Source organism: Wenzhouxiangella psychrophila, from assembly GCF_042310375.1.
Taxonomy (GTDB): Bacteria; Pseudomonadota; Gammaproteobacteria; order Xanthomonadales; family Wenzhouxiangellaceae; genus Wenzhouxiangella.
The window spans coordinates 169,389-190,000 of sequence record NZ_JBHJMQ010000001.1 but is presented as its reverse complement, the minus strand read 5'-3'; the positions used below and the strand labels follow the sequence as shown (position 1 = coordinate 190,000).

Here is a 20,612-nt window from a genome sequence, read left to right as displayed (position 1 = left end):
GTCATTGCGGCTGCGTCCGGCGTGGACCCGTCCGCCAACCTCCCCGAGCTTTTCGACCAGCCAGGCCTCGATGGCCGAGTGGCCGTCCTCGAAGCGCTCGTCGAGAACGAACTCGCCTGTCCGGACCGCATCCTGCAGTTCATCGAGCGCAGCGACCATCGCGCGAGCCTGGTCGTTTTCGAGCACGCCGATGCGGGCCAAACCCCGGGCATGCGCCTGGCTGGCGAGAATATCGAAGGGCAGGAGTTCGCGATCGAGGATCACGTCGCCGCCGGCGAGGAAGCGCATCACCCGCTCGTCGACCTCGCCGGTGGAGTCCTTCTTCCAGATGTAGTCAGCCATTGGCGACTCCTTTGCGGACCGGCCGGACGGGCGCGGGATGGTTCGCTGAAGGCCTCGCTACGCGTCGAACTGAAGCAAATGCGCCCTTGTCCGCCCGGCCTGCGTGCTGTGGGTTGTTCATTGGGTGGCTTCGGTAACGCCCGTCAATTCGTTCAGACCGAGGGCAAGGTTGATGTTCTGCAGCGCCTGGCTGGCGGCGCCCTTGAGCAGGTTGTCGAGCACGACCACGAAACTGGCGCGCATGGAATCGCGCTCGTCGACGGTGAAGCCGCCGACCGCCACGCGCGCCGTACCGGCAACCTGGCGGATTTCGGGAATATCCTCGCTGAGGGTGACGAGAGGTTCGCCTTCGTATTGCTGCCAGCACATCGATAGCAGTTCCTCCGCGGACAGGGACTCGGTCAGCATCACCGAAATCGTCAGCGACAGCCCCCGGAAGAACGGCGCGACGTGGGGGTGGAAACGCACGGGCCGGCGCAGGTGGGCGGAGATTTCCTGTTCATGTACATGCCCGGTCAGGGCGTAGGGAATCAGGTTGTCCTTCAGGCGATCGGGATCGTTGCGCGGCGAAGGCGTCTTGCCGGCGCCGCTGTAGCCGGACACCCCGAATACCACCGGTGGCGCGGCCAGCGAGTGGCGAATCGGCCACAAGCCGAACATGCCCGCGGTCGCGTAGCAGCCGGGGTTGGCGATTCGCCGCGTCGAGCCCAGCGCCTCGCGATTGAGTTCGGTCAGCCCGTAGGCCCAGTGCCGATCGAAGCGCCAGTCGGCGCCGAGATCCAGGATGACGGCCTCGGGGTGCGCCTGGCCGATGGCATCCACCCAGGCCTGACTGTGTCCGTTGGGTAGCGCGAGCACCCAGATATCGGCATCGATCTGGTCCACGGCCTCGGGTTTCAGCGCCTCGAAAGCCTGTCCCGGGTCGGGCCAGTCAGGCACAGTGTCGGCAATCGGCTGCCCCGCCTGGCTGTCGCTGGTTGCCAGCGCCAGTTCGATCTCCCCGTGGCCGGCCAGCAGCCGCAACAATTCCGAGCCGGTGTAGCCGCGGCCTCCGATCAGGGCCAGTCGATTCATCGATGATCTCCTCAAGTTCTATGGGGCGGCGACTCTAGCAACCGCACCGACGATCACGACTTCGCTGACGCTCAGAAGCGTTCCAACAACGAAGTATTCGGCATGCGCGCGCTGCTCGCGGATGCTTTCAAAGCGAAACACCGACTTGGCCGCCAATACCAGCCCGATAGCCGCCCAAGCCTCGGCCAGAAAGGCGGAGAACATCAGGAAGCGTTCCAGCCAACCGATATACAGACCGGCGCGCTCAAGACCGGCATCTTCAAGCTCCGAGTCGGGAAGCAGGGACTGCAAAGCGACGCGATTGAGCCACCCGCAGGCCACGACGACGACGAGGTAAGCGACCAGCCACCACCCCAGTACGGGCGACGTCAGGCTCCAGATAGTGTTCAGCTCGCCGATTACATCCGGCCGTCCCGCCAGCCACCAGGCCGCCACCAGAAGTGTGGCGACATGAATCGCCTGGTCGACCAGGAAGGCCGACAGTGGCCGGCCCGCTCCCCAGCGACACTTGGCCAAGTCTGTGAGCAAGTGCAACACGACGATACCAGTGAACGCGAGCGCGACCTGCCAGACAGCAACGCCGGCGGGTGCGAACAGCAGCCAGGCGAGGGTCAGGCAGGCCAGGTGCCAGGCGCCGTGTTCGAGCAGCGCCGGCCATCGACCCTCGCGCTTGCCGTCGATGACGGCCTTGCGCTGGACGACGAAATCGCCGACCAGGTGCGCGATCAACAATGCCAACAGTATCTGCATCAGCCCGACTCTCCACCCGACTGGACCACATTAGTAGCGTTCGAGCGAGACAGCAACTCGCCCAGCTCCGCCAGGCTGGCCTTGAGTTCCCAGTAGCGCGCGCTCGCCAGGCTGCGCGAGACGGTCGACTCTGCCACGTCGAGGGTGGCGGCCACTTCGGTCTGCTTGCCGGTCTCCTCGTAACGCTCGATGATCTGCCACTGCCGGTCGGTAATGTCCTGCACGAGCGCATCGGCCAGCCGCAGCACCGCGTTGCAGGTCATTGACCGTGGGTCGTCCGGCGCCCCCACGCGGAGCCGCACCCGGCTCATGCCGTGGCGCGGGGAATCCAGCGCCTCGAGCGCCGCGCGGGCGAGGTAGAACGCCTCGCCGGTTACCGCCTGGTTGAGCGGCACCCCTTCATCCGCCCCGACCTCCGGCTCGACTGGACCGAAGCCGAGCGCCAGGCGCAGCGACCAGGGCCGGAAAGCGCACCAGAAGTCCCAGACCACGCGCGGCAGCATCGACGGCTGGTCGATAAGGCCCTGAAACTCGTCCCAGGCGGTGACCGCATAGTCGAAACGCGTCCAGCCGTTCGCCCGATGGCGCCGAGAAAGCTCGCCCAGCAGCCGATCCCGCCGATCGGGGAAACCGGCAATCTGACGCGAATCCGCCACGTCCGCAATCAGGGCAAGTCGGTCATTCATCGACACCTCGCATCAATTGCTACTTAAAGTGCACTTTTATCAAATTGCTCTTATTTATGCAACTTGGCCGCAGACCAACCGGAGTCGCGCTGCCAGGCGTCGGCCGTCAGTCGGCCGAGCAGATCGAAATCCTCGATGCCGATGGTGAAGACAATCCATTCGCCCTGGCGGTAGGTCGAGTGCGCCTGCTGGAAGTACCAGCCGGCAATCGGATTGCCGGCGCGGGCGCGCCAGTAAAGCCGCGGGAACCGCTGCCGCAGCGCCTGCCACAGGGCCGCACCCAGGCCCTCGCCCTGGGCCTCGGGCGTGACGACGAACTTGTCGAGATAGGGCACGCCGTCGACCCCGGCGGTGATCAAGGCGGCGGCCCGACCGCTTTCGGCCCACAGAAGACCGACGAGTTCGCGCTGCTCGAGCCAGTCCGGCCGCAGGTTCCGCCCAAAGCTGTCCTCGAGCAGGATCTGTAGCTGCTCGCGATGCTCGGGCGAGACCGTCTCGAACCAGTCGATTGCCTCGCCACGGCGAATCAGCGTGCCCGCACCCGTGTGCGTGAACAGCTCGCGAGTGAGATTTTCCGCCGAAGTAATCGACACGGAGGTCTCCGGCGGCAGGCGCTCAAGCATCTCCCTGATCTGCTGCAGCTTCAAGCGCATGCCCGAGTGAACCCAGTCCTGGGCGAGCAGGTGGTCGTAGTCGGTGCGCAGGCTGATGGCCGAGATCACCCGACCGCTGTGGTCGAGCAGCCCGCCGGTACCGGTCAGGAAGATCACCTTGTGCGGCTCCACCGCCCACACCAGCTCGCGCGCGGCGATGTCGGCATTGATGTTCATCACCTGCCCGGCCGGGGACTCCCCCAGGCAGGCAACCACCGGCAGCGACCCCGAAGCGATGGCCGTGCGCACCGGTTCCAGTTCGACCCGTTCGATTTCGCCGACCAGGCCGAGACGCTCGCGATCAGACAGCTGCGACTCGAACACCCCGTGCAGGATGCCGCGGGCGCGCACCCCGCGCGCCTCCAGGGCATCGACCAGCGCGGCATTGGCACGATAGATAACGGGCCGGGCCACGGCCATGACGTCCTCGGTGGTCACGCGCAAGCCATCGCGCTTCTCCACAGGCACGCCGGCAGCCTCCATCGCCTCGTCGAGCTGCGGCCCGGCACCGTGCAGAACGATCGGCGTCAAGCCCAGCCTGTGCAGGAAGGCGAGTGAAGCGGCCATCTCGTCGAGATGATCGCGCATGACCGCACCTCCGACCTTGACCACGGCAAAGCGCGATTCCTCGATGCGCGAGAACTGCTTGAGATACTGCCGCGCCTCCCGGCTGGAGCCGAGCTGGCCGAGCAGTTCGATGACGGTGCGACGGACATCAGGCATGGTCGACGATCCGTTGATAGATATTCCGGGCACGTTCGAGTTGGTCGAGCGTCACCCACTCGTCGGCAGTATGGGCTTGTGCGATGTCACCGGGGCCGAGCACCATCGCCGGCATCCCGGCTGCCGAAAACAGCGAGGCTTCTGTCCAGAAGTCGACGGGGTCGCCAATAGGCAAATCGTGGCGCTCGCAGAATGCCCGTACCGGCGCTTCATTCTGACCGGCCGCCGGCAGTGGCGGGCCGGAGAAGGGTACGTGCCAGTTGGCGCACTCCTCTGCATCACCCAGACCCGAAAGGTGAGCCAGCAGAGCTTCGTTGGACTGACCCGGTCCGAGTCGCGCCGAGTAATGCAGGTTCGCCTCGCCGGCGATCACATTCGACTTGGTGCCGCCGGAAGCGAGTCCGACATTGAAGCCCGTCGGCCGACCGGCCGCCTTTTCGGACTCACAATACGCCACGGCGGCATCGATCCAGCGCGCCATTCGGTGAATCGCGCTGTCGGCCAGGGCCCGGCCTTCCGACGAGTGGCCGGCGATTCCGGTGAAACGCCCCTTGACTGACAGAAAGCCGCGATGGGCCAGGATGGCCCGGCAACCGGTCGGCTCGCAGACGACCACCTGTTCGAACTCACGATGAGACACGCCGCCAAGGAAGTTACGCACGCAACATCCTCCGGCGCCTTCCTCGTCGGAAGAGAAAAGCATCGCCATGGGCGCGTCGGTGGCTTCGGCCACCGCCAGCAAGGCCGCGGCCGCGCCCTTGATATCGCAGGCCCCACGACCGTAAGCGCGCTCGTTCTCCACGGTCAGCTTCAGCGAAGGCTTCGTCCAGCCCTCACCCACCGGCACGGTATCGAGGTGGCAGTTGAACAGCACCGGGGCCTGGCCACGCCGAGCGAACAGGTTGACGTGACCCTCGCCGTAATCGGTCATCTCCACGTCAAATCCCGCCTCTGCCAAGACAGCGCGCGCATGCACGAACATACCGGCCTCAGGCGTGATCTGCCGGGGCGGATTCTGGCTGTCGCATTCGATCAGCCTGGCCAGGTGCTCTAAAAGTCGTTGGGGCATTAGCCTTAAAACCTATTAAACGCAAAGACGCAAAGACGCGAAGAAATACTCAAAACAGAAAAATCTTCTTGACTCAAGTGCCAAGAGCTCGTCCGAGCCCGGTGCGATCAATCCTTCCATGCATTTCAGATTCCTGACACAAGTCATCCTCGACCTCCTCTCATCGACACTATCAGGGCCTTTTCAAATCCATAATTTTCTTTGGACTTTCTTTGCGTCTTAGCGTCTTTGCGTTTTCAGGATTTTCGGATCCGGGCGGCGAGGGTGGAGGACTGGCCGAGGAGCTTGACGAAGCCCTCGGCTTCTTCGGGCGTCCAGCCGGCGGACTGGGCGTAGACGGCATCCGGATCCTTCAGCAGGTAGCGCGATCCCACGGCCACGGCCTGGATATCGCCGCCGTCGCTGAAAAGCCGAACCACACCCGTGACGTATTCGTTGGCCGATTTCAGGTAAGCCTCCAGGTCCGTCTTGTGGGGCTCGAAGAAAAAGCCGGTGTAGACCAGCTCGGCCCAGCGCTGAGCGATCGCCTGGTGGAACTGATTCTGCAGCTTCGTATTCACTGCCTCCCTGAGCGCCCGCTGGGCGACCATCAGGCCGTCGATACCGGGGCACTCGAACACGATCCGGCCCTTCAGCCCGATGGAGACATCGCCGGTATAAATGTGCCGGCCCACCCCGTAGGCACCCAGTTTGTCGTTGAGTGCGGCGAGTAGTTCCGGGCCGTCCATGGGCTGGTCGTTCAGGCTGACGGCCCGGCCGCCCTGGAAACCGATAGTCAGCTCCAGCGGCTTTTCCGGCCATTCGGCTCGCGGCCGACTCCAGACGCGGGTGTCGTCGCCCGGCACCCCGAACTCGTCGATTTCCTGGCCGGAGAGCGTCACACCCAACAGGTTCTCGTTGATAGAGTAGCGGCTGGCCGATTCCGGCACTTCGACTCCGGCATCGGCCATCAGCTTCAGTTCATGGGCGCGCACGTTGCTGGTCTCGCGCTGCAGCTCACGAATGGGCGCGTGGATGGTGTAGTCGCCCAGCGAGCGCACCGATTGATCGAAACGCAGCTGGTCATTGCCCATGCCGGTACAGCCATGGGCGAAATGCATCGTGCCGAGCTGGTCGGCCAGCTTGAGGCACTCCTGCACGATGACGTAACGGTCGGAGCACAGCATCGGATACTGCTCGAGCATGCGCGCACCCGACCACAGTAGCGGCACCACGAACTGGTCCCACAAAGGTTGGCCGGCATCGAGCTCGTGGTGCTCGGTCGCGCCCAGGGCGCGGGCACGCTCGGCGATCCAGGTCTTCTGGTCGGGGTTAATGCCGCCGGTGTCGACAAAGGCGGTGTGCACCTCGAAGCCTTGCTCCTTCAGAGCCAGCACGCAGTAGCTGGTATCCAGTCCGCCTGAAAAGGCGAGTACGACGCGTTCACTCATGATCCGTTTTCCCATTCAATTCGTGCCACTCCCGAAAACAAAAAACCCGGCGTGTGGGGCCGGGTTTCTCGTGCAGTCTTTTCTGGTTGAAGCTCGATAGGACTAATGCACACCCCGGCCCGAATGACGGACACGACGACGCGGACGTCGCGGCAGGCGGCCGGGACGCAGGCTGTCGGCATTGGAGAGTGCGATGGCTTCAAACATCATGGGAGCAAAGTTGCCACAGGATGGGGCACAAAACAAGTGGGCACTTCACTCTTTAGGACGGTAGGTGGGTTGGCGACACCGGTTGCCTTGGCGGCCTCGACAAGTCAAAGGCGGGTTCGCCCGGCGCGCTTCGCGCGCTCTTGCGGTGGTTCGTCTTGTGCTTGGTCGGCAGAAGGCTTGTTGCCGCAAGGCCGCGACGGGGGCTTCGACACTTCAAAGGCTGTTCCGCCCGCCTGCTCCGCAGGCTGATGGCGGGCACCTTTTTTCCAGCGCGAAAAAAGGCGCGAAAAAGCGCGCTTAAAGTCAAAGGCACACGGTGGGCGTCTCAGGACTTGCGCCGGGAGTGGCTTCAGAATTTTGGCTCGGGCTTCGCTCGGGCCCGGCTGGTCGCGTGGTGCCCAGGATATTTTCCGAAAGTGGCCGTGGGAGGGATCCCAGGCTTCGCCCCGGGGATGCCACCGCGCGCAATGCACGCGCCAGCTCTAAAGGCATAGCCCCCTAGGATGCGTGCAGGCCCGTCAAGGGCCGTAACGCATCAGCCGATGCGTTGCGCTTCGCTTCACACATTCTGCGAGCCCGGCCGCTTCCCGAAGCCGGGGAGATCGAGGTCGGGCTGTCAGAGTGCAGACTCCGCCTTTGGGACGTCGAAGACGCCATGTGTCTAGACGGAGCTTAAACGAAGACGCAGGCAATATACTGAAGCCCGCACGGCCCGTTGGCCCTGCGGAGAAACCGTTATATTTTCAGCGCATTTTTTGGGTACTTTTTTGGCGCGACAAAAAAGCACCTCGCCGCAAGAGCGCGAAGCGCCGGGCGAAACCGCTTTTGAAGTGTCGAGGCCCGCACAGCGGGCAGTGTCGACCGCAAGCTGTAACCAGACGAGGCAAATCAGCCACCCGCCACTGCCGTGCGGCTTGCAAGCCGTTAACCAATCAACTCGGCTAACAACGCCTTCTGGCAGTGAAGACGATACTCGGCCTCGTCGAGGGCGACGCAGTAGTCGGCGTCCATCACGCCGTCGGTGGCCTTGATGTTGCGCCTGAGCGGCAGGCAGTGACTGAAGCGCGCGTTGTCGGTGAGCGCCATCTTTTCTTCATCGACGATAAAGTGTCGGAACGGCTCGCGCAGCTTCGCCTCTTCTTCGGGGTTGCCGTAGAAGGGCAGCGCGCCCCAGCTCTTGGCGTAAACGAAGTCGGCGCCAGCATAGGCGGCCTGGATATCGGTGGTGACTTCCAGCGACCCGCCCGACTCGTCGGCCTGCCGGTCGGCGGCGTCCATGAACTGCTCGTCCAGGCGATAGGCCTCGTCGGGGATGAGCATGCGGATGTTCATGCCGAACTTACTGGCGATCAACAGGGCGGAATTGGCCACGGCGGTATTGAGCGGACGCGGATGCCAGGTCCAGGTGAGCACGAAGGTCTTGCCGTCGGGTTCGCCGATATGGTCCTGGATGGTGCGCATCAGGGCCAGTTCCTGGCAGGGGTGGACGATGGTTTCCATGTTGATGACCGGAACGCTGGCATACTGCGCCAGCGATCGGATCACCTTGTCCTGGCGGTCTTCGCCCCAGTCCTTGAAGAGCGGGAAGGCGCGCAGGGCGATGGCGTCGCAGTAGCGCGAGAGCACCCCGGCAACTTCGGCGATATGCTCCTCGGCATCGCCGTCCATCACCACGCCGGTTTCGAATTCGATTCCCCAGGCGCCCTTGCCGGGCTCCAGCACCACCGCATGCGCGCCGAGTTCGTGCACGCCGACCTCGAACGAGGCGCGCGTACGCAACGAGGGATTGAGAAACAGCAGGGCCACGGACCGGCCCGCCAACGGGCGACCGGATTCGCCTTCGCGCCACAGGCGCGCACGATCGAGCAGGGCCTGAAGCTCATTTCGGGACCAGTCAAGGGTACTCAGAAAATGTCGCATCGCTGCTTCACACTAGGGATTTATGGTTGGACGATAGCAGGTCTGCCGCTGCGATCGTGAACGGCCGTCAAGCCGGATCTTCGGCGACAACAATCCGGTCGCGGCCCCTGTCTTTGGCACTGTAGAGCGCCTCGTCCGCCCGCGCGAGCCATTGCCTTACCGATTCGACCGGCCCGAGCTGCGCCACCCCGATGCTTACCGTGACCGGACCACCCGGTCCTTCCATGTGGGTGGCGAGCGTTCGCTTGAGCTTTCTGGCCAACTGCCCTGCCCCTTCGAGATCGGTCTCCGGCAGGACGATCACGAATTCCTCCCCACCGAGCCGAAAGATGTTGTCCCGACCACGCAGACGTGATGCAAGAATCTCGACGAGGTTGACCAGGATGCGGTCGCCGGCGTCGTGCCCGTAGGCATCGTTGACCGCCTTGAAGTGATCGAGATCGATCAGCACGACACTGGCCGGCGTGCCGCGCTGCGCGTGCACGCGCTCGACCTCGTCGAGTGCCGTGCGCAACGCGCGCCGATTGCCTGCCTTGGTGAGCGGATCCCGGCTGGCGATCTCGGCCAGCTGCCGGCGTTGCATTTCGGTGCGCGTGGCAAAGATCAGGCCGAAGATACTGACGAGCACGCCGGTGGTCACGAAACTCCACAGGTCCACCGGCGTGTCGAAGCGCCCGCTGAGCAGTCCGGTGAGCGCCAGGGTGCCGACGGCGCTGAGAGAGGCGAAAACACGGTCAGCCAGCAGAAATCCGGCGCCCAGGATGGGGAACGCCCACATCACGCTGATACTGCCGTAGGTGACCAGCAACAGGTAGCCCAACGTGACGACCAGGGCCACCACGCGGGCGGCAAGGCGCGTACGCCCGCTTTTCCAGGCATAGGTCACGATGGCGATGATGATGCCCACCAGCACAACGTCGCCGGTGCCGGTCTGCCAATCGCCTACGTAATAGCGATACACCGCCAGAGGCAGAATGCCGAGCACGGTACACAGACCGAACAGACTGATGATGGCCAGCCGGAAATCCGAGCGCAATCGCTGATGTCCACGCTGGCGCCGCTGCGAGGACGGCAGCGTGATTCGGTCCTGCTTGTTGCGATCTACCAAGCGCGGCCCCGAACCGGCAATCGATCCCGGGACTTGACGGCGGTGACCGGAGCACGGATGCTTGGTATTCCCGATTCAAACATCATCGACACGAGGGACATGACATGGGCATTGAAGTAAGCGGCATTCTGGGGCTGATCTGGCTGATCATCATCATATGGGCCATTATCAAGACCGCATCGAGTTCCGCCGGAACAGGCGCCAAGGTTCTCTGGATTTTGCTGCTTCTGTTCCTGCCGCTGCTCGGGCTGATCCTCTGGTTGCTGCTTGGACCCAAAGGGTAGCACCAATCGCCTGTAACGCTCCCGCCCCGATGGCGGGAGCTGGACCATGAACGAAGCAACAACGCCCGTCCATCTACTGGAATTCTGGTTCGGAGAAGCACGCAGCCGACCAGAGGCGATCAGCGACCGCATGGCCTTCTGGTTTCGGCCGAGCACGGCCGATGACGAGGCCGTGCAAGCCCACTTCGAAAGGACCATGCAGCAAGCGGCCGGGGGCGTGCTGACGCACTGGCCAGCCACGCCAGCGGGTCGGCTCGCGCTGATCCTCGCCCTGGACCAGGCGCCGCGCGTCATCTACCGACGCCGGCCCGAAGCCTTCGCACACGACGGCCAGGCTCTCGCGCTCACGCTCGCCGGGATCGTCGCCGGCATCGATCACCAATACGGGCTGGCCGAACGCGCTTTCTTCTACATGCCGCTGCAGCATGCGGAGGATTCGCTGGTGCAGGAACAATCAGTGAGGATGTACGAAGGCCTGGTTGCGGATTTCCTCGAACATGCCGACATTGCCAAAGGCTTCCTGCAACACGCACGCGAGCACGCCGACATCATCGAGCGCTTTGGGCGCTACCCCCATCGCAACGAGGCGCTGGGACGCGAGAGCACCGAAGAGGAACTGGCCTTTCTCGAGAGTGGCCCGCGCTACGGCCAGTAGCGCCGCGAGCCCTCAGCCCTCGACGGTGACCCGCGCAAAGCGGCGCTTGCCGACCTGAAGCACGCCTTCGAACCCGGACTCGAGAGTTCGATCGCGGTCTTCGACCTTCTCGCCGTCGATCTTGACCGCGCCCTGCTTGATCATGCGGAAGGCCTCTGAATTCGAGGCCGTCAGGCCGCAGGCGGTCAGGGCCGCGGCAATGCCGATGCCGTCTTCTTCAGCAGCCAGTTCGTGTTCGGGCATGTCGGTGGGCATCTGTCCGCCGCGGAAGCGGGCGATGAACTGATCCCGCGCCTTCTCCCCGGCGCCTTCGCCGTGGAAGCGATCGACGATTTCCATCGCCAGGGCGAACTTGGCGTCGCGTGGGTTGCCGCCGTCGACCACCGCCTGCTGCAGGGCCTCGATATCCTCGATCGGGCGGAAACTGAGGAGTTCGAAATAGCGCCACATCAATTCGTCGGAAATGCTCATCAATTTGCCGAGCATCTCGTCCGCCGATTCATTGATACCGACGTAGTTATCAAGCGACTTCGACATCTTCTGAACGCCGTCGGTGCCTTCCAGCAAGGGCCAGGTAATGATGACCTGCGGCGCCTGGCCGGCCTGCTGCTGCAACTGCCGCCCGACAAGCAGGTTGAACTTCTGGTCGGTGCCGCCCATCTCGATATCGGCCTCCAGGGCAACTGAGTCGTGGCCCTGCACCAGCGGGTAGAGAAACTCGTGGATGGCGATGGCCTGGTTGGCGCGATAGCGCTTCTCGAAATCGTCGCGCTCGAGCATGCGCGCCACCGTGTGCTGCGAGGCCAGGCGGATCATGTCGGCCGCGCTCATCTCGGAGAACCACTCCGAATTGAAGCGCACTTCGGTCCTGTCGCGATCGAGGATCTTGAATACCTGCTCGCGGTAGGTCTGGGCGTTGGCACGGACGTCGTCCTCGGTCAGCGGCTTGCGCGTGACGTTCTTGCCGGTCGGGTCGCCGATCATGCCGGTAAAGTCGCCGATCAGGAAAATCACCGTATGACCGGCATCCTGGAAACGCCGCATGGCATTGAGGATCACGGTATGGCCGAGATGCAGGTCCGGGGCGGTGGGATCGAAACCCACCTTGAGGCGCAGCGGGCGTCCTTCGCCGAGGCGTTTTTCGAGTTCGTCGACCTGGATGATCTCGGCAGCGCCGCGGATGAGTTCTGAGATATCCGTCACTTTCAAGCGTTGTCCGTGCTGTGTTGTCTGCGAAACCGGGAGCGTCCACATTGACTTTCCCGGCCACTAATCGGTAATGTTAACGGGTTTGAAGCCCCTATTCGTCGTGCATGAGCAGAAAATCAATGGCCACCGTCGGGCGATCGCAGTCGCGTCGCCGACTGCAGGAACTGACCAAGTCCGCCCTCGAGGCCGGCCAACGGGCTGCTCGGCACTGCGCTCACGCTCTGCGTGAACGACCGCATGTCAGCGTGGCCGCCGTTGTGCTGGTCGCGCTGGGCGTTATCATTTCCATGATCCCCAGCGGGCCAAAGGGTTCCCCGGCGGCCAGCGTCAAGCCCCTGGACTTGCCGCAACTGAGTGCCTCGGACGCCGACCTGGAGCAGCCACGAGTGCTGACGGCCTCGGTGGGCAGCCACCCGGCGCCGGCGGCGGAGGCGGAAACACCCGCCGAGTCCTGGCAGATCATCGAAATCAAGCCCGGCCAGACCCTTGAGCGCGTCTTCCGTGACCTGGGGCTGAGCGCCGGCCTGCTGCACGAGATCGTCACCACGACCGAACAAACCCGAAACCTGGCGCGGATCCGCCCCGGCGACGAATTCGCATTCGACATCCATCCCGAAGACGGTTTTCGCGCACTGCGCAGCGAGCTCGACGAAGAGTCCTGGCTGTTCGTCGAACGCGACGAGGACGGGCTCGTTACCCGCACCGAGCCGCGCCACGTGGAACGCCGCATCGTCGAAGCCTCGGGCACCATCAACAGCTCGCTGTACAACGACGCCCGCGAGGCCGGATTGTCGGACGGCATGATCATGCGCCTGGCCACGATTTTCGGCTGGGACATCGACTTCGCCCTCGATCTTCGCTCCGGCGATCACTTCGCCCTGATCTACGAGGAGGTCTGGCGCGAAGGGGAATACCTGCGCGACGGCGACATCATGGCCGCCCGCTTCATCAACCGCGGGGAAAGTTTCGAAGCGGTGCGCTTCGACGCCGGCAACGGGCCCGATTTCTTCGCCCCGGACGGCCGGCCCATGCGCAAGGCCTTTTTGCGCACGCCGCTGAACTTCGCCCGCGTGTCGTCCAACTTCAACCCGCGCCGCCTGCACCCGGTAACCCGGCGCGTACGCCCCCACAACGGCACCGATTACGCCGCCAACACCGGCACGCCGGTCTGGGCCTCGGGCGACGGCACGGTCATCGAGGCCGGCTACTCCAGGCCGAACGGCAACTACATCTTCATCAAGCACGGCAACAATATCGTCACGCGCTACCTCCACCTTTCGAAAAAGGTCGTCAAGCGCGGCGATCGCGTGCGCCAGGGCCAGACCATCGGCCACGTCGGTTCGACGGGCCTGGCCACGGGACCGCACCTGCACTACGAATTCCTCCTCAACGGCGTTCACCGCAACCCGCGCACGGTCGACCTGCCGCCGGCTGATCCGTTGCCGGCCGAACTCATGGAAGATTTCGGCCGCGTCGGAGACGGCCTGCTGGCCCGCCTGGATGCTCTCGCGCCCGCCGACGTCATGCTGGCCAGTCGCGAAGGCGAGAGTGGCTGCGAGGCGGTCGAAAGCAGCTGCTGATGCGCCCCGTCGTTAAATGACGACATCGCCGGCCGGCGAGCGATACTACGTCGGGCTGATCTCCGGCACCAGCATGGACGGCATCGATGCCGTCGTGGTCGATTTCGCTTCCGAACGACCCGCACTGCTGGCTGCCCTCACGTATCCCTTCGATGACAACCTGCGCGCATCGCTCGATGCCGTGCGACTCGATCCCGATCAGTTTCCGGTCGCGCGGCTCGGCGCCCTCGATGCCATTCTGGGCGACCGCTTCGCCGAGGCGGCGCTGGCCGCCATTGATGCGGCCGGGCTGAAGCCTGTTGATGTGACCGCCGTGGGCTCGCACGGCCAGACCATCGTCCACCACGCCGAGGCCGCCCCTCCCTTCACGCTGCAAATCGGTGATCCTCACCGGATCGCCGCACAAACCGGCATCACCACGGTGGCCGACTTTCGCCGGGCCGACCTGGCCGCCGGCGGTCAGGGCGCGCCGCTCGCGCCGCTGCTGCACCAGGCGCTGTTTTCAAGCCACAGCGAGTGCCGCGCCGTCGTCAATCTGGGTGGCATCGCCAACGTCACGCTGCTCGCACCGGGCAAGCCGGTGTGCGGATTCGATACGGGCCCCGCCAACTGCTTCCTGGATGCCTGGTACCGAAGCCATCACGATGCGGGGCGATTTGATGCAAGCGGGCAGTGGGCGGCTTCGGGCCGGGTCGACTTCGCCTGGCTGGAAGCCCTGATGGACGATCCCTACTTTGAGCGGCCCGCCCCCAAGAGCACCGGCATCGAGTACTTCAGCCCGGGCTGGCTTAAGAGGCGCCTGCCGACCTGGGCCGAGACCCGGCCGGCGGATGCCCAGGCCACCCTGGCCGAGTTCTCGGCCCGAAGCCTGGCGGAGGCAGTGCAGGCGGCCAGCGCCGATACCGTGGATCGAGTCATCGTCTGCGGCGGCGGCGCGGCCAATGCCCACCTGGTGGAACGCCTGGAAAAAAACCTGGGCGGCGTCCCGATCGCCGCAAGCGACAATTTCGGACTACCCGCCGACCATGTTGAGGCCACGCTGTTTGCCTGGCTGGCACGGGCCCGCCTGCGCCAACAACGCATTGATACACCGCCGATCACCGGGGCGCGCCATGCCGTGATGGCAGGAAGCGTGGTCCTGCCCTAGGTTTCCTGATTCGTCACCTTTTCGCCGGTGTAACGGCGGCTCATCAGCCACAGGATCAGCAGAATGACGGGGATACCCAGCGCCGAGGCGTAGACGAAGAAGAACACGTAGCCGGCGGTGTCGACGATCCAGCCCGAGGGGCCGCCCAGCAGCTTGCCGGGCAGGGTCATGAAGGAGCTGAACAGGGCGTATTGCGTGGCCGTGTAGCGCCGGCTGACCAGCGAGGACAGCCAGGCGATGAACACCGTGGCCGACAGGCCGTTGGCCAGGTTGTCGGCGCCGATGGTCATGAACAGCGCCCACAACTCCGGACCGATGGTCGCCAGCCAGGCGAAGAGCAGGTTGGTCACCGCTACGATGACGGCGGAAGCCAGCAGCATCGGCATGAGTCCGTACCGGGCCACCAGGATGCCGCCGAGCAGGCCGCCGGCGATGGTCATGAAAATACCGAACACGTTGGTGACCGTGGCGATCTCACTGAGCGTGAAGCCCAGGTCCAGATACAGCGGATTGGCCATGGCGGCCATGGAAAGATCGGAAACCTTGAACAGCCCCACCAGCGCCAGCACCGGCAGCGCCATCCAGCCGTTGCGGCGGAAGAAGTCCGCCAGGGGGGCAACCACCGCACCGGTCAACCAGGCGCCAAGGTCCTGGAGACGCCCCTTCAGGCGCGAGCGCTCACGGTAGCCGATCACCAGCGGATCTTTCTCGATATCGAGCCGCTCGAGCGAGGTCGGTTCGGGCGAGATCAGCACGGCCACGACCCCGACCAGCACCAGCGCACTCATGCAGAGGTAGGCCAGCGTCCAGGTGGCGAAGTCGGCGATATAGAGCGCACCGGCACCGGTGGCGAGAATGGCCATTCGGTAGCCCAGCACGTAGGTGCCGGCCAGCGCGGCCTGGAACTCGTTGCTGTCGGACTCGATCCGGAAGGCATCGATCGTGATGTCCTGGGTCGCGGCCGAAAAAGCGACCAGCAACGCCAGCAGCGCCATCTGGGTGAGCTGCGAATCGGGATCGGTCATTGCCATTCCCGCCAGCCCCACCATGATGCCGACCTGCGCCAGCAGCATCCAACCGCGCCGCTGGCCGAAAACGCGGGTCATCAGCGGCAGCCGCACGCGATCGACCACGGGCGACCAGAACACCTTGACCGAGTAGGTGATGCCGATCCAGGCAAAAAACCCGATGGCCGTTCTCGAGACGCCCTCGTCGCGCAGCCAGGCGGTCAGGGTGGAGAACACCAGCATGAACGGCAGGCCGGCGGAGAATCCCAACAGCAGCATGCGCAGGACGGTCGGGCGGGTGTAGACCGCCCAGGCCTGCCGCCAGCGCTCGCCGGCGGCTTCAGTCGTCATAGTCGAGAATCAGCGGCGCATGGTCGGAAAAGTTCTCGTCGGTGTAGATCTCGGCCGAACGGGCGCGATCGGCCAGGCCCTTGGTGGCGACCTGGTAGTCGATGCGCCAGCCCACGTTTTTCTCGCGGGCGCGGCCGCGCTGCGACCACCAGGTGAAGCGGTCCGGGTTGGGGTCGACCTGGCGGAAGGCATCGACCATGCCGACGGGCCCGAACACCTCGTCGAGCCAGGCCCGTTCCTCGGGCAGGAAGCCCGAATTCTTCTGGTTGGCCTTCCAGTTCTTGAGATCGATTTCCTTGTGCGCGATGTTCCAGTCGCCGCAGATGACATAGTCGCGACCGTGACCGGCCAGTTCCTCGAGATGCGGGTGCAGGCGCTCCATGCAGCGGTACTTGAACTGCTGGCGCTCGTCCTTCGACGTGCCCGAAGGCAGGTAGAGCGAAACCACGCTCAGGTTCTCGAAGTCGGCCTGCAGCCATCGCCCTTCCCGGTCGAATTCTTCCCAGCCCAGGCCGTAAACCACTCGCACCGGCTGGTGCTTCGAATACAGCGCCACGCCGGAATACCCTTTCTTTTCGGCGTCGTGGTAGTAGCAGTGATAGCCGATCGGGAAAAAGTCACGGTCGGCCAGCTGCCAGTGCTGGGCCTTGGTTTCCTGGATGCAGGCGAAATCGGCATCCTGCTTCTTCAGCCAGTCAAAGAAGCCCTTGCGGTGGGCGGCCCGAATCCCGTTGGCGTTGAGCGAAATGATGCGCATGGTCGAGGGTCGTCATTGCCGAGTGGCGGCCAATGATAACCTGCGACCGCCGTCCTGCAGCAGGCATGCGGGTACCGGGGCCTGACTACGGCTCGATCACCACTGACAATCCGTCGGCCAGGCGATCGCCGGGGTGCGTCACCACGCGTTCTCCCGCCGTCAGGCCGGACAGTATCTGCGTTCGCAGCTCGCCCTGCCTTCCCGGCTCGACGTTTCGTTGCGACAAACGCTCGTCTTCGACGACGAAGACCTGCCACGCCCCACCGGCCCGGAACAGGGCGCTGGCCGGGACCTGCAACACGTCTTCGCCGGCCCACAGCACGAAGCGCACCTCCACCCGGAAACCGACTCCCAGTTCGCTCCACTGGTCTCTTGGCGTGGTGATCTCGACCAGCACCGGAACGCGCTGCTCCTCCACGCCGAGGGCCGAGACACGCATGAAACCAGCCGGCTCGACGCGCCGGACCCGGCCTTGGAGCGAATACCCGCCACCCCAGTTTTCGATCATGACCTCGGTGCCGGCACGCACGCGCACGGCATCCATGCTCAGCAGGTCGACCCGCACTTCAAGCTCCTCGAGCCGACCGATTTCGAGCACCGGCGCACCGGCCTGGATCACGCCCTCGCAGCAACGTTCGCGGGAAAGGATCATGCCGCCAACGGGTGCGGCCACCCGCAGCACTTGGCCGCTGTCACCGCTGCGTTCGCCTTCGGCAATATCGAGCACGGCGCGCGCATTCTCGACCTCGAAGCCGGCTGCTTCCACCGAGGCGCGCGCCCCGGCCAGCGCCGATTCCGCCCTTGATACGGCGTTCTCGGCCCGTTCCAGCTCGCTTTCGGAGACCAGCGAGCGCTCGAAGAGCTTGCGAATACGCCGCAGTTCACTCTCGGCCAGATCCAGGTCGGCTTCGCGGTTGCCACGCTCGGCCCGGGCGGCCTCCAGGCGCGCCTGCGCGGCCGCCAGCGAGTCGCGCGCCTGCTCACGCATCCGTGCATCCAGCGCCGGTGCCGGCGGCGGCTCGAGTTCGAAAACGGTATCGCCGGCGGCAACGGTATCGCCGGGCTCGAGTACGACCCGGTGCAGATAACCGCCGATGGGAGCCGACACGACGTAGGTATCGCGCAGATACGTGCGCCCCTCTTCCTCGACCGTTTCCGAAAGCGGCGCACGTTGCACCTCGGCCGTCGTCACCACCACGGGCGATGGTCGTAGCGACCAGACCAGCAACGCCAGAAGCGCCAGTGCGGCCAGGGTGAGCAGGATCTTTCTCTGTTTGGTCATGTTGTCTACTCTATTCCACCGATTTCAGTGCCGTCACCATGTCCAGGCGCAACAACCGCGGCGCGATCAGTGCGGCCGTCAGGACAGCCGCTGCCAGCACGCCCGCGGCAGAGAACGCGTAGGCCTGATGAGAGATGACGAAGGGAATGCGGAACATGTCCATCGCGATGGCCTCCGTCAGGATCCAGGCCAGGGCGGTTCCCAGCAACCAGCCGAGCGGGATGGCCATCAACGTCAATACCACCAGCTCCCCGATCAGTATCCAGGCGACTTCGCCGCGCCCGAATCCCAGCACCCGCAGCGTGGCCAGCTCGCGCTCTCTCTCGGCGAAGGCGATCCGGGCACTGTTGTAGACCACGGCGAAGGCGATCGAGGCGGCCAGCAACAGCATCACGCTCATCATGCCCAACGCCGTGTCCTCGATATAGCCGCGGATGTCCGTTTCGGCCCGACGGATAAGGCCGATACCAGCCACCCGCGGGACATCGCGAAGCTCGCGATACAGCGCCTGCTCGTGCTGACGATCGAACGCCAGCCAGAAACCGGACACGGCCGGCCCCTCCCGCATCAGGCGGTTGAGCGCCGGTCGGGCCATATAGGCGCCCACACCCAACGGCTCGGCCACCACCCCGGCCAGCGGCACGTCAACGGTACGGCGATGGCCGGCCTTGAACTCCACCTCGATCAAATCACCCGGCCGGGCATCGAGATGCTCGGCCAGGTAGTCGGTCAGCACCAGGCCTTCGGCCGGTAGCTCCTGCTGCCCGCCCGCACCATCGATCAGCCCGCGCAGGACAGGCCGTCGGGCCATGCCTTCGATGGCCGTTCGATAGTCGTGCAGGCCGTGGACCAGCCTCACCGGCACCGTCCTGAAGGGCTCGACTTGGCGTACACCGGGATAGTGGTGCAGCTCGGCCGCCGCCCGCTGGCAAGTCACTTCATTGAGATGGACGATGGCGTCCATCTTCAGGACCTTGCGGTACTGCGTGTCGATAAGCTCATCGATGGCATTGAACTGGTAGCTTCCGACGAGCAGCAGTGCGACCGACAGGGCGATGCCGAGGACCGACAGCGAGGCCTTGAGGCGATGCCGCCCCAGGTTGCGGAAGATGATGCGCGTGGGCTGGTCCAGCCAGCGACGCAGGCCGGATCGGTCCAGCCAGCCCTGCCGGAAGACGCCCGGTGCCGGCGGACGCATGGCCTCCGCCGGCGCCAGGACAGCCGCCTCACGCACGGCGCGCCAGGTACCCAGCATGGCTGCCGCGCCCGAAACCGCCGCGCCCAGGGCGATGACCTGGGGGCGGACTTCGAAGCGCGTGTCCGGGAACCGGAAGTACTGCATGTAAAGGGCGGCCACCCAGTCGGCCGCCCAGGCTCCCGCCACCACCCCCAGGCCGAGGCCGACGAGCACGATCAGGGCGGTCAGCAGGGCGTAGTGGCGCACCAGTTCGGCATTGCTGTAGCCAAAGGCCTTGAGCACGGCCACCTGCTGGCGCTGGGTCCGCACGATTCGCCCCATGAGGACGCTGAGCAGGAAAGCCGAAACGCCGAGGAAAATCCCCGGCAGGATGACGGCCATCACGGCGAGCTGGTCGATTTCCTGCGACAGGATGCGGTGCGAGACCTGCTCGTCGCGGGCGTAGGCGCCGAGGCTGCCGTAATCGTCGAGCAGGCGGTCGAGCCCGGCAATCACCGGGGCTGGCTCCACGCCGGGCTGCAAGGTCAGCGTGACGCTATTGAACGCACCGTCCATGTCGAAGGCCCGGCCAAGCGCCCGCCGGTTCATCCACAGCACCCCGAAACGCTCGTAGTCGGGAATCAAGTCGGCAGGGCCGAGCTGGTAGACGTATTCGGGCGAGAGAACGATGCCGCTGACGGTCAGTGTTTCGAGCTGTCCGTTGATGATCGCCTGCAGGCGGTCGCCCGCACGCAAGCCGTGCGCTTCGGCAAACGGCTCGCTGACGGCAACGGCGTCGGCGCGGCCGGAGGCCGGCAGCCTCCCTTCGCGCAGGTGCAGTCGATTGATCGGCGGCTGGTTGCCGTCTGGAATGCTGATCAGCTGGCCGCTGATCGGGTCGTCGTATCCTGTAACGTCGAGTCGCACCGGGGCGATCACACGCGTGTGGACGCGGTCCACACCGTCGATGGTGGCAATGCGCGAAGCCAGGTGCTCGGGCGCGCGCTTGAGCTCGGTGAACACCTCGGCAAAGTGATAGTCACGATAGAAAGCCTGCTGGCTGTAGCGAATGGCATCCAGCGATGTCACGGCAATGATCAGGGTCATCACCCCGGCGGCGATCACCACGGCAATGGCCGCCACCTGCCCCCTCAGAACCGAGAGGTCACGGAGCAGCTTGTGACTCAGCGCGCGCATC

Annotated in this window: 18 protein-coding genes (1 of these 18 only partly in view); 4 read left to right on the top strand and 14 right to left on the bottom strand. The window is 64.8% G+C overall.

The genetic code is table 11. The features are described from left to right. The 9 genes from ACDC66_RS00855 to ACDC66_RS00815 form a co-directional block, all read right to left on the bottom strand. Nucleotides 1-342 carry the 5' end (the start) of an argininosuccinate lyase gene (locus ACDC66_RS00855; protein ID WP_376694783.1) on the bottom strand. It extends 960 nt beyond the left edge of the window, so the window shows 342 of its 1,302 coding nt (coding positions 1-342); its start codon is at nt 340-342; its stop codon lies off the left edge, out of view. 117 nt (nt 343-459) lie between these two features. Continuing rightward, nucleotides 460-1,416, bottom strand: a complete 957-nt coding sequence (gene argC, locus ACDC66_RS00850) for an N-acetyl-gamma-glutamyl-phosphate reductase (protein ID WP_376694782.1) — start codon at nt 1,414-1,416, stop codon at nt 460-462. An 18-nt stretch (nt 1,417-1,434) separates the two neighbouring features. After that, nucleotides 1,435-2,166 carry a DUF3307 domain-containing protein gene (locus ACDC66_RS00845; protein ID WP_376694781.1) on the bottom strand — a complete coding sequence of 244 codons (732 nt, stop codon included), beginning with the start codon at nt 2,164-2,166 and terminating at the stop codon, nt 1,435-1,437. Further along, complete coding sequence (locus ACDC66_RS00840; RefSeq protein WP_376694780.1) at nt 2,166-2,852, bottom strand: SatD family protein; 687 nt, start codon at nt 2,850-2,852, stop codon at nt 2,166-2,168. Before ACDC66_RS00840 ends, ACDC66_RS00845 begins: the two co-directional genes overlap by 1 nt. A gap of 50 nt (nt 2,853-2,902) precedes the next feature. Next, complete coding sequence (locus tag ACDC66_RS00835; RefSeq protein ID WP_376694779.1) at nt 2,903-4,228, bottom strand: acetylglutamate kinase; 1,326 nt, start codon at nt 4,226-4,228, stop codon at nt 2,903-2,905. Beyond that, nucleotides 4,221-5,297, bottom strand: coding sequence for an acetylornithine deacetylase (locus ACDC66_RS00830; protein ID WP_376694778.1), 1,077 nt, complete (start codon nt 5,295-5,297; stop codon nt 4,221-4,223). The genes ACDC66_RS00835 and ACDC66_RS00830 overlap by 8 nt, the downstream gene beginning before the upstream one ends. 236 nt (nt 5,298-5,533) lie before the next feature. Continuing rightward, nucleotides 5,534-6,727, bottom strand: coding sequence for an argininosuccinate synthase domain-containing protein (locus tag ACDC66_RS00825; RefSeq protein ID WP_376694777.1), 1,194 nt, complete (start codon nt 6,725-6,727; stop codon nt 5,534-5,536). A gap of 1,134 nt (nt 6,728-7,861) precedes the next feature. After that, complete coding sequence (locus tag ACDC66_RS00820) at nt 7,862-8,857, bottom strand: N-acetylornithine carbamoyltransferase (RefSeq protein WP_376694776.1); 996 nt, start codon at nt 8,855-8,857, stop codon at nt 7,862-7,864. Between the two features lie 67 nt (nt 8,858-8,924). Then, nucleotides 8,925-9,965 carry a GGDEF domain-containing protein gene (locus ACDC66_RS00815; RefSeq protein ID WP_376694775.1) on the bottom strand — a complete coding sequence of 347 codons (1,041 nt, stop codon included), beginning with the start codon at nt 9,963-9,965 and terminating at the stop codon, nt 8,925-8,927. A gap of 104 nt (nt 9,966-10,069) precedes the next feature. On the opposite strand from ACDC66_RS00815, the gene ACDC66_RS00810 reads away from it, so the two are divergent. Together ACDC66_RS00810 and ACDC66_RS00805 are read left to right on the top strand one after the other, a co-directional pair. Further along, nucleotides 10,070-10,249 (top strand): PLDc N-terminal domain-containing protein, encoded by a 180-nt coding sequence (locus ACDC66_RS00810; protein WP_376694774.1) that lies wholly within the window; start codon nt 10,070-10,072, stop codon nt 10,247-10,249. Nucleotides 10,250-10,295: 46 nt separating this feature from the next. Beyond that, nucleotides 10,296-10,904: a DUF924 family protein gene (locus ACDC66_RS00805; RefSeq protein WP_376694773.1), complete on the top strand. Its 609-nt coding sequence runs from the start codon at nt 10,296-10,298 to the stop codon at nt 10,902-10,904. Between the two features lie 12 nt (nt 10,905-10,916). Here the strand turns inward: ACDC66_RS00805 and tyrS are convergent, their stop codons facing one another. Beyond that, nucleotides 10,917-12,107, bottom strand: a complete 1,191-nt coding sequence (tyrS, locus tag ACDC66_RS00800) for a tyrosine--tRNA ligase (RefSeq protein ID WP_376694772.1) — start codon at nt 12,105-12,107, stop codon at nt 10,917-10,919. Nucleotides 12,108-12,217: 110 nt separating this feature from the next. On the opposite strand from tyrS, the gene ACDC66_RS00795 reads away from it, so the two are divergent. Then, nucleotides 12,218-13,693, top strand: a complete 1,476-nt coding sequence (locus ACDC66_RS00795) for a peptidoglycan DD-metalloendopeptidase family protein (RefSeq protein WP_376694771.1) — start codon at nt 12,218-12,220, stop codon at nt 13,691-13,693. Nucleotides 13,694-13,709: 16 nt separating this feature from the next. Then, complete coding sequence (locus tag ACDC66_RS00790) at nt 13,710-14,840, top strand: anhydro-N-acetylmuramic acid kinase (protein WP_376694770.1); 1,131 nt, start codon at nt 13,710-13,712, stop codon at nt 14,838-14,840. On the opposite strand, the gene ACDC66_RS00785 is transcribed toward ACDC66_RS00790, so the two are convergent. The 4 genes from ACDC66_RS00785 to ACDC66_RS00770 all read right to left on the bottom strand — a co-directional run bounded on the left by ACDC66_RS00785 (nt 14,837) and on the right by ACDC66_RS00770 (nt 20,611). Further along, on the bottom strand, nt 14,837-16,198 hold the full coding sequence (locus tag ACDC66_RS00785) for an AmpG family muropeptide MFS transporter (RefSeq protein WP_376694769.1): 1,362 nt from the start codon (nt 16,196-16,198) through the stop codon (nt 14,837-14,839). The genes ACDC66_RS00790 and ACDC66_RS00785 overlap by 4 nt on opposite strands. Beyond that, a complete protein-coding gene (locus ACDC66_RS00780; RefSeq protein ID WP_376694768.1) occupies nt 16,188-16,955 on the bottom strand; it encodes an exodeoxyribonuclease III in 768 nt (255 codons plus the stop codon). The genes ACDC66_RS00785 and ACDC66_RS00780 overlap by 11 nt, the downstream gene beginning before the upstream one ends. Before the next feature lie 85 nt (nt 16,956-17,040). Then, on the bottom strand, nt 17,041-18,237 hold the full coding sequence (locus tag ACDC66_RS00775) for an efflux RND transporter periplasmic adaptor subunit (RefSeq protein ID WP_376694767.1): 1,197 nt from the start codon (nt 18,235-18,237) through the stop codon (nt 17,041-17,043). 10 nt (nt 18,238-18,247) lie between these two features. Further along, nucleotides 18,248-20,611 (bottom strand): ABC transporter permease, encoded by a 2,364-nt coding sequence (locus ACDC66_RS00770; protein ID WP_376694766.1) that lies wholly within the window; start codon nt 20,609-20,611, stop codon nt 18,248-18,250. Nucleotide 20,612 lies beyond the last annotated feature (1 nt).

Bases quoted from the DNA above. Each gene is read 5' to 3' on its own strand.
- ACDC66_RS00825 (WP_376694777.1), bottom strand. From the start codon at position 6,727: ATGAGTGAACGCGTCGTACTCGCCTTTTCAGGCGGACTGGATACCAGC.
- ACDC66_RS00770 (WP_376694766.1), bottom strand. From the start codon at position 20,611: ATGCGCGCGCTGAGTCACAAGCTGCTCCGTGACCTCTCGGTTCTGAGG.
- ACDC66_RS00840 (WP_376694780.1), bottom strand. From the start codon at position 2,852: ATGAATGACCGACTTGCCCTGATTGCGGACGTGGCGGATTCGCGTCAG.
- ACDC66_RS00820 (WP_376694776.1), bottom strand. From the start codon at position 8,857: ATGCGACATTTTCTGAGTACCCTTGACTGGTCCCGAAATGAGCTTCAG.
- ACDC66_RS00845 (WP_376694781.1), bottom strand. From the start codon at position 2,166: ATGCAGATACTGTTGGCATTGTTGATCGCGCACCTGGTCGGCGATTTC.
- ACDC66_RS00810 (WP_376694774.1), top strand. From the start codon at position 10,070: ATGGGCATTGAAGTAAGCGGCATTCTGGGGCTGATCTGGCTGATCATC.
- ACDC66_RS00830 (WP_376694778.1), bottom strand. From the start codon at position 5,297: ATGCCCCAACGACTTTTAGAGCACCTGGCCAGGCTGATCGAATGCGAC.
- ACDC66_RS00790 (WP_376694770.1), top strand. From the start codon at position 13,710: ATGACGACATCGCCGGCCGGCGAGCGATACTACGTCGGGCTGATCTCC.
- ACDC66_RS00775 (WP_376694767.1), bottom strand. From the start codon at position 18,237: ATGACCAAACAGAGAAAGATCCTGCTCACCCTGGCCGCACTGGCGCTT.
- ACDC66_RS00795 (WP_376694771.1), top strand. From the start codon at position 12,218: ATGAGCAGAAAATCAATGGCCACCGTCGGGCGATCGCAGTCGCGTCGC.
- ACDC66_RS00805 (WP_376694773.1), top strand. From the start codon at position 10,296: ATGAACGAAGCAACAACGCCCGTCCATCTACTGGAATTCTGGTTCGGA.
- ACDC66_RS00780 (WP_376694768.1), bottom strand. From the start codon at position 16,955: ATGCGCATCATTTCGCTCAACGCCAACGGGATTCGGGCCGCCCACCGC.
- ACDC66_RS00835 (WP_376694779.1), bottom strand. From the start codon at position 4,228: ATGCCTGATGTCCGTCGCACCGTCATCGAACTGCTCGGCCAGCTCGGC.
- argC (WP_376694782.1), bottom strand. From the start codon at position 1,416: ATGAATCGACTGGCCCTGATCGGAGGCCGCGGCTACACCGGCTCGGAA.
- ACDC66_RS00785 (WP_376694769.1), bottom strand. From the start codon at position 16,198: ATGACGACTGAAGCCGCCGGCGAGCGCTGGCGGCAGGCCTGGGCGGTC.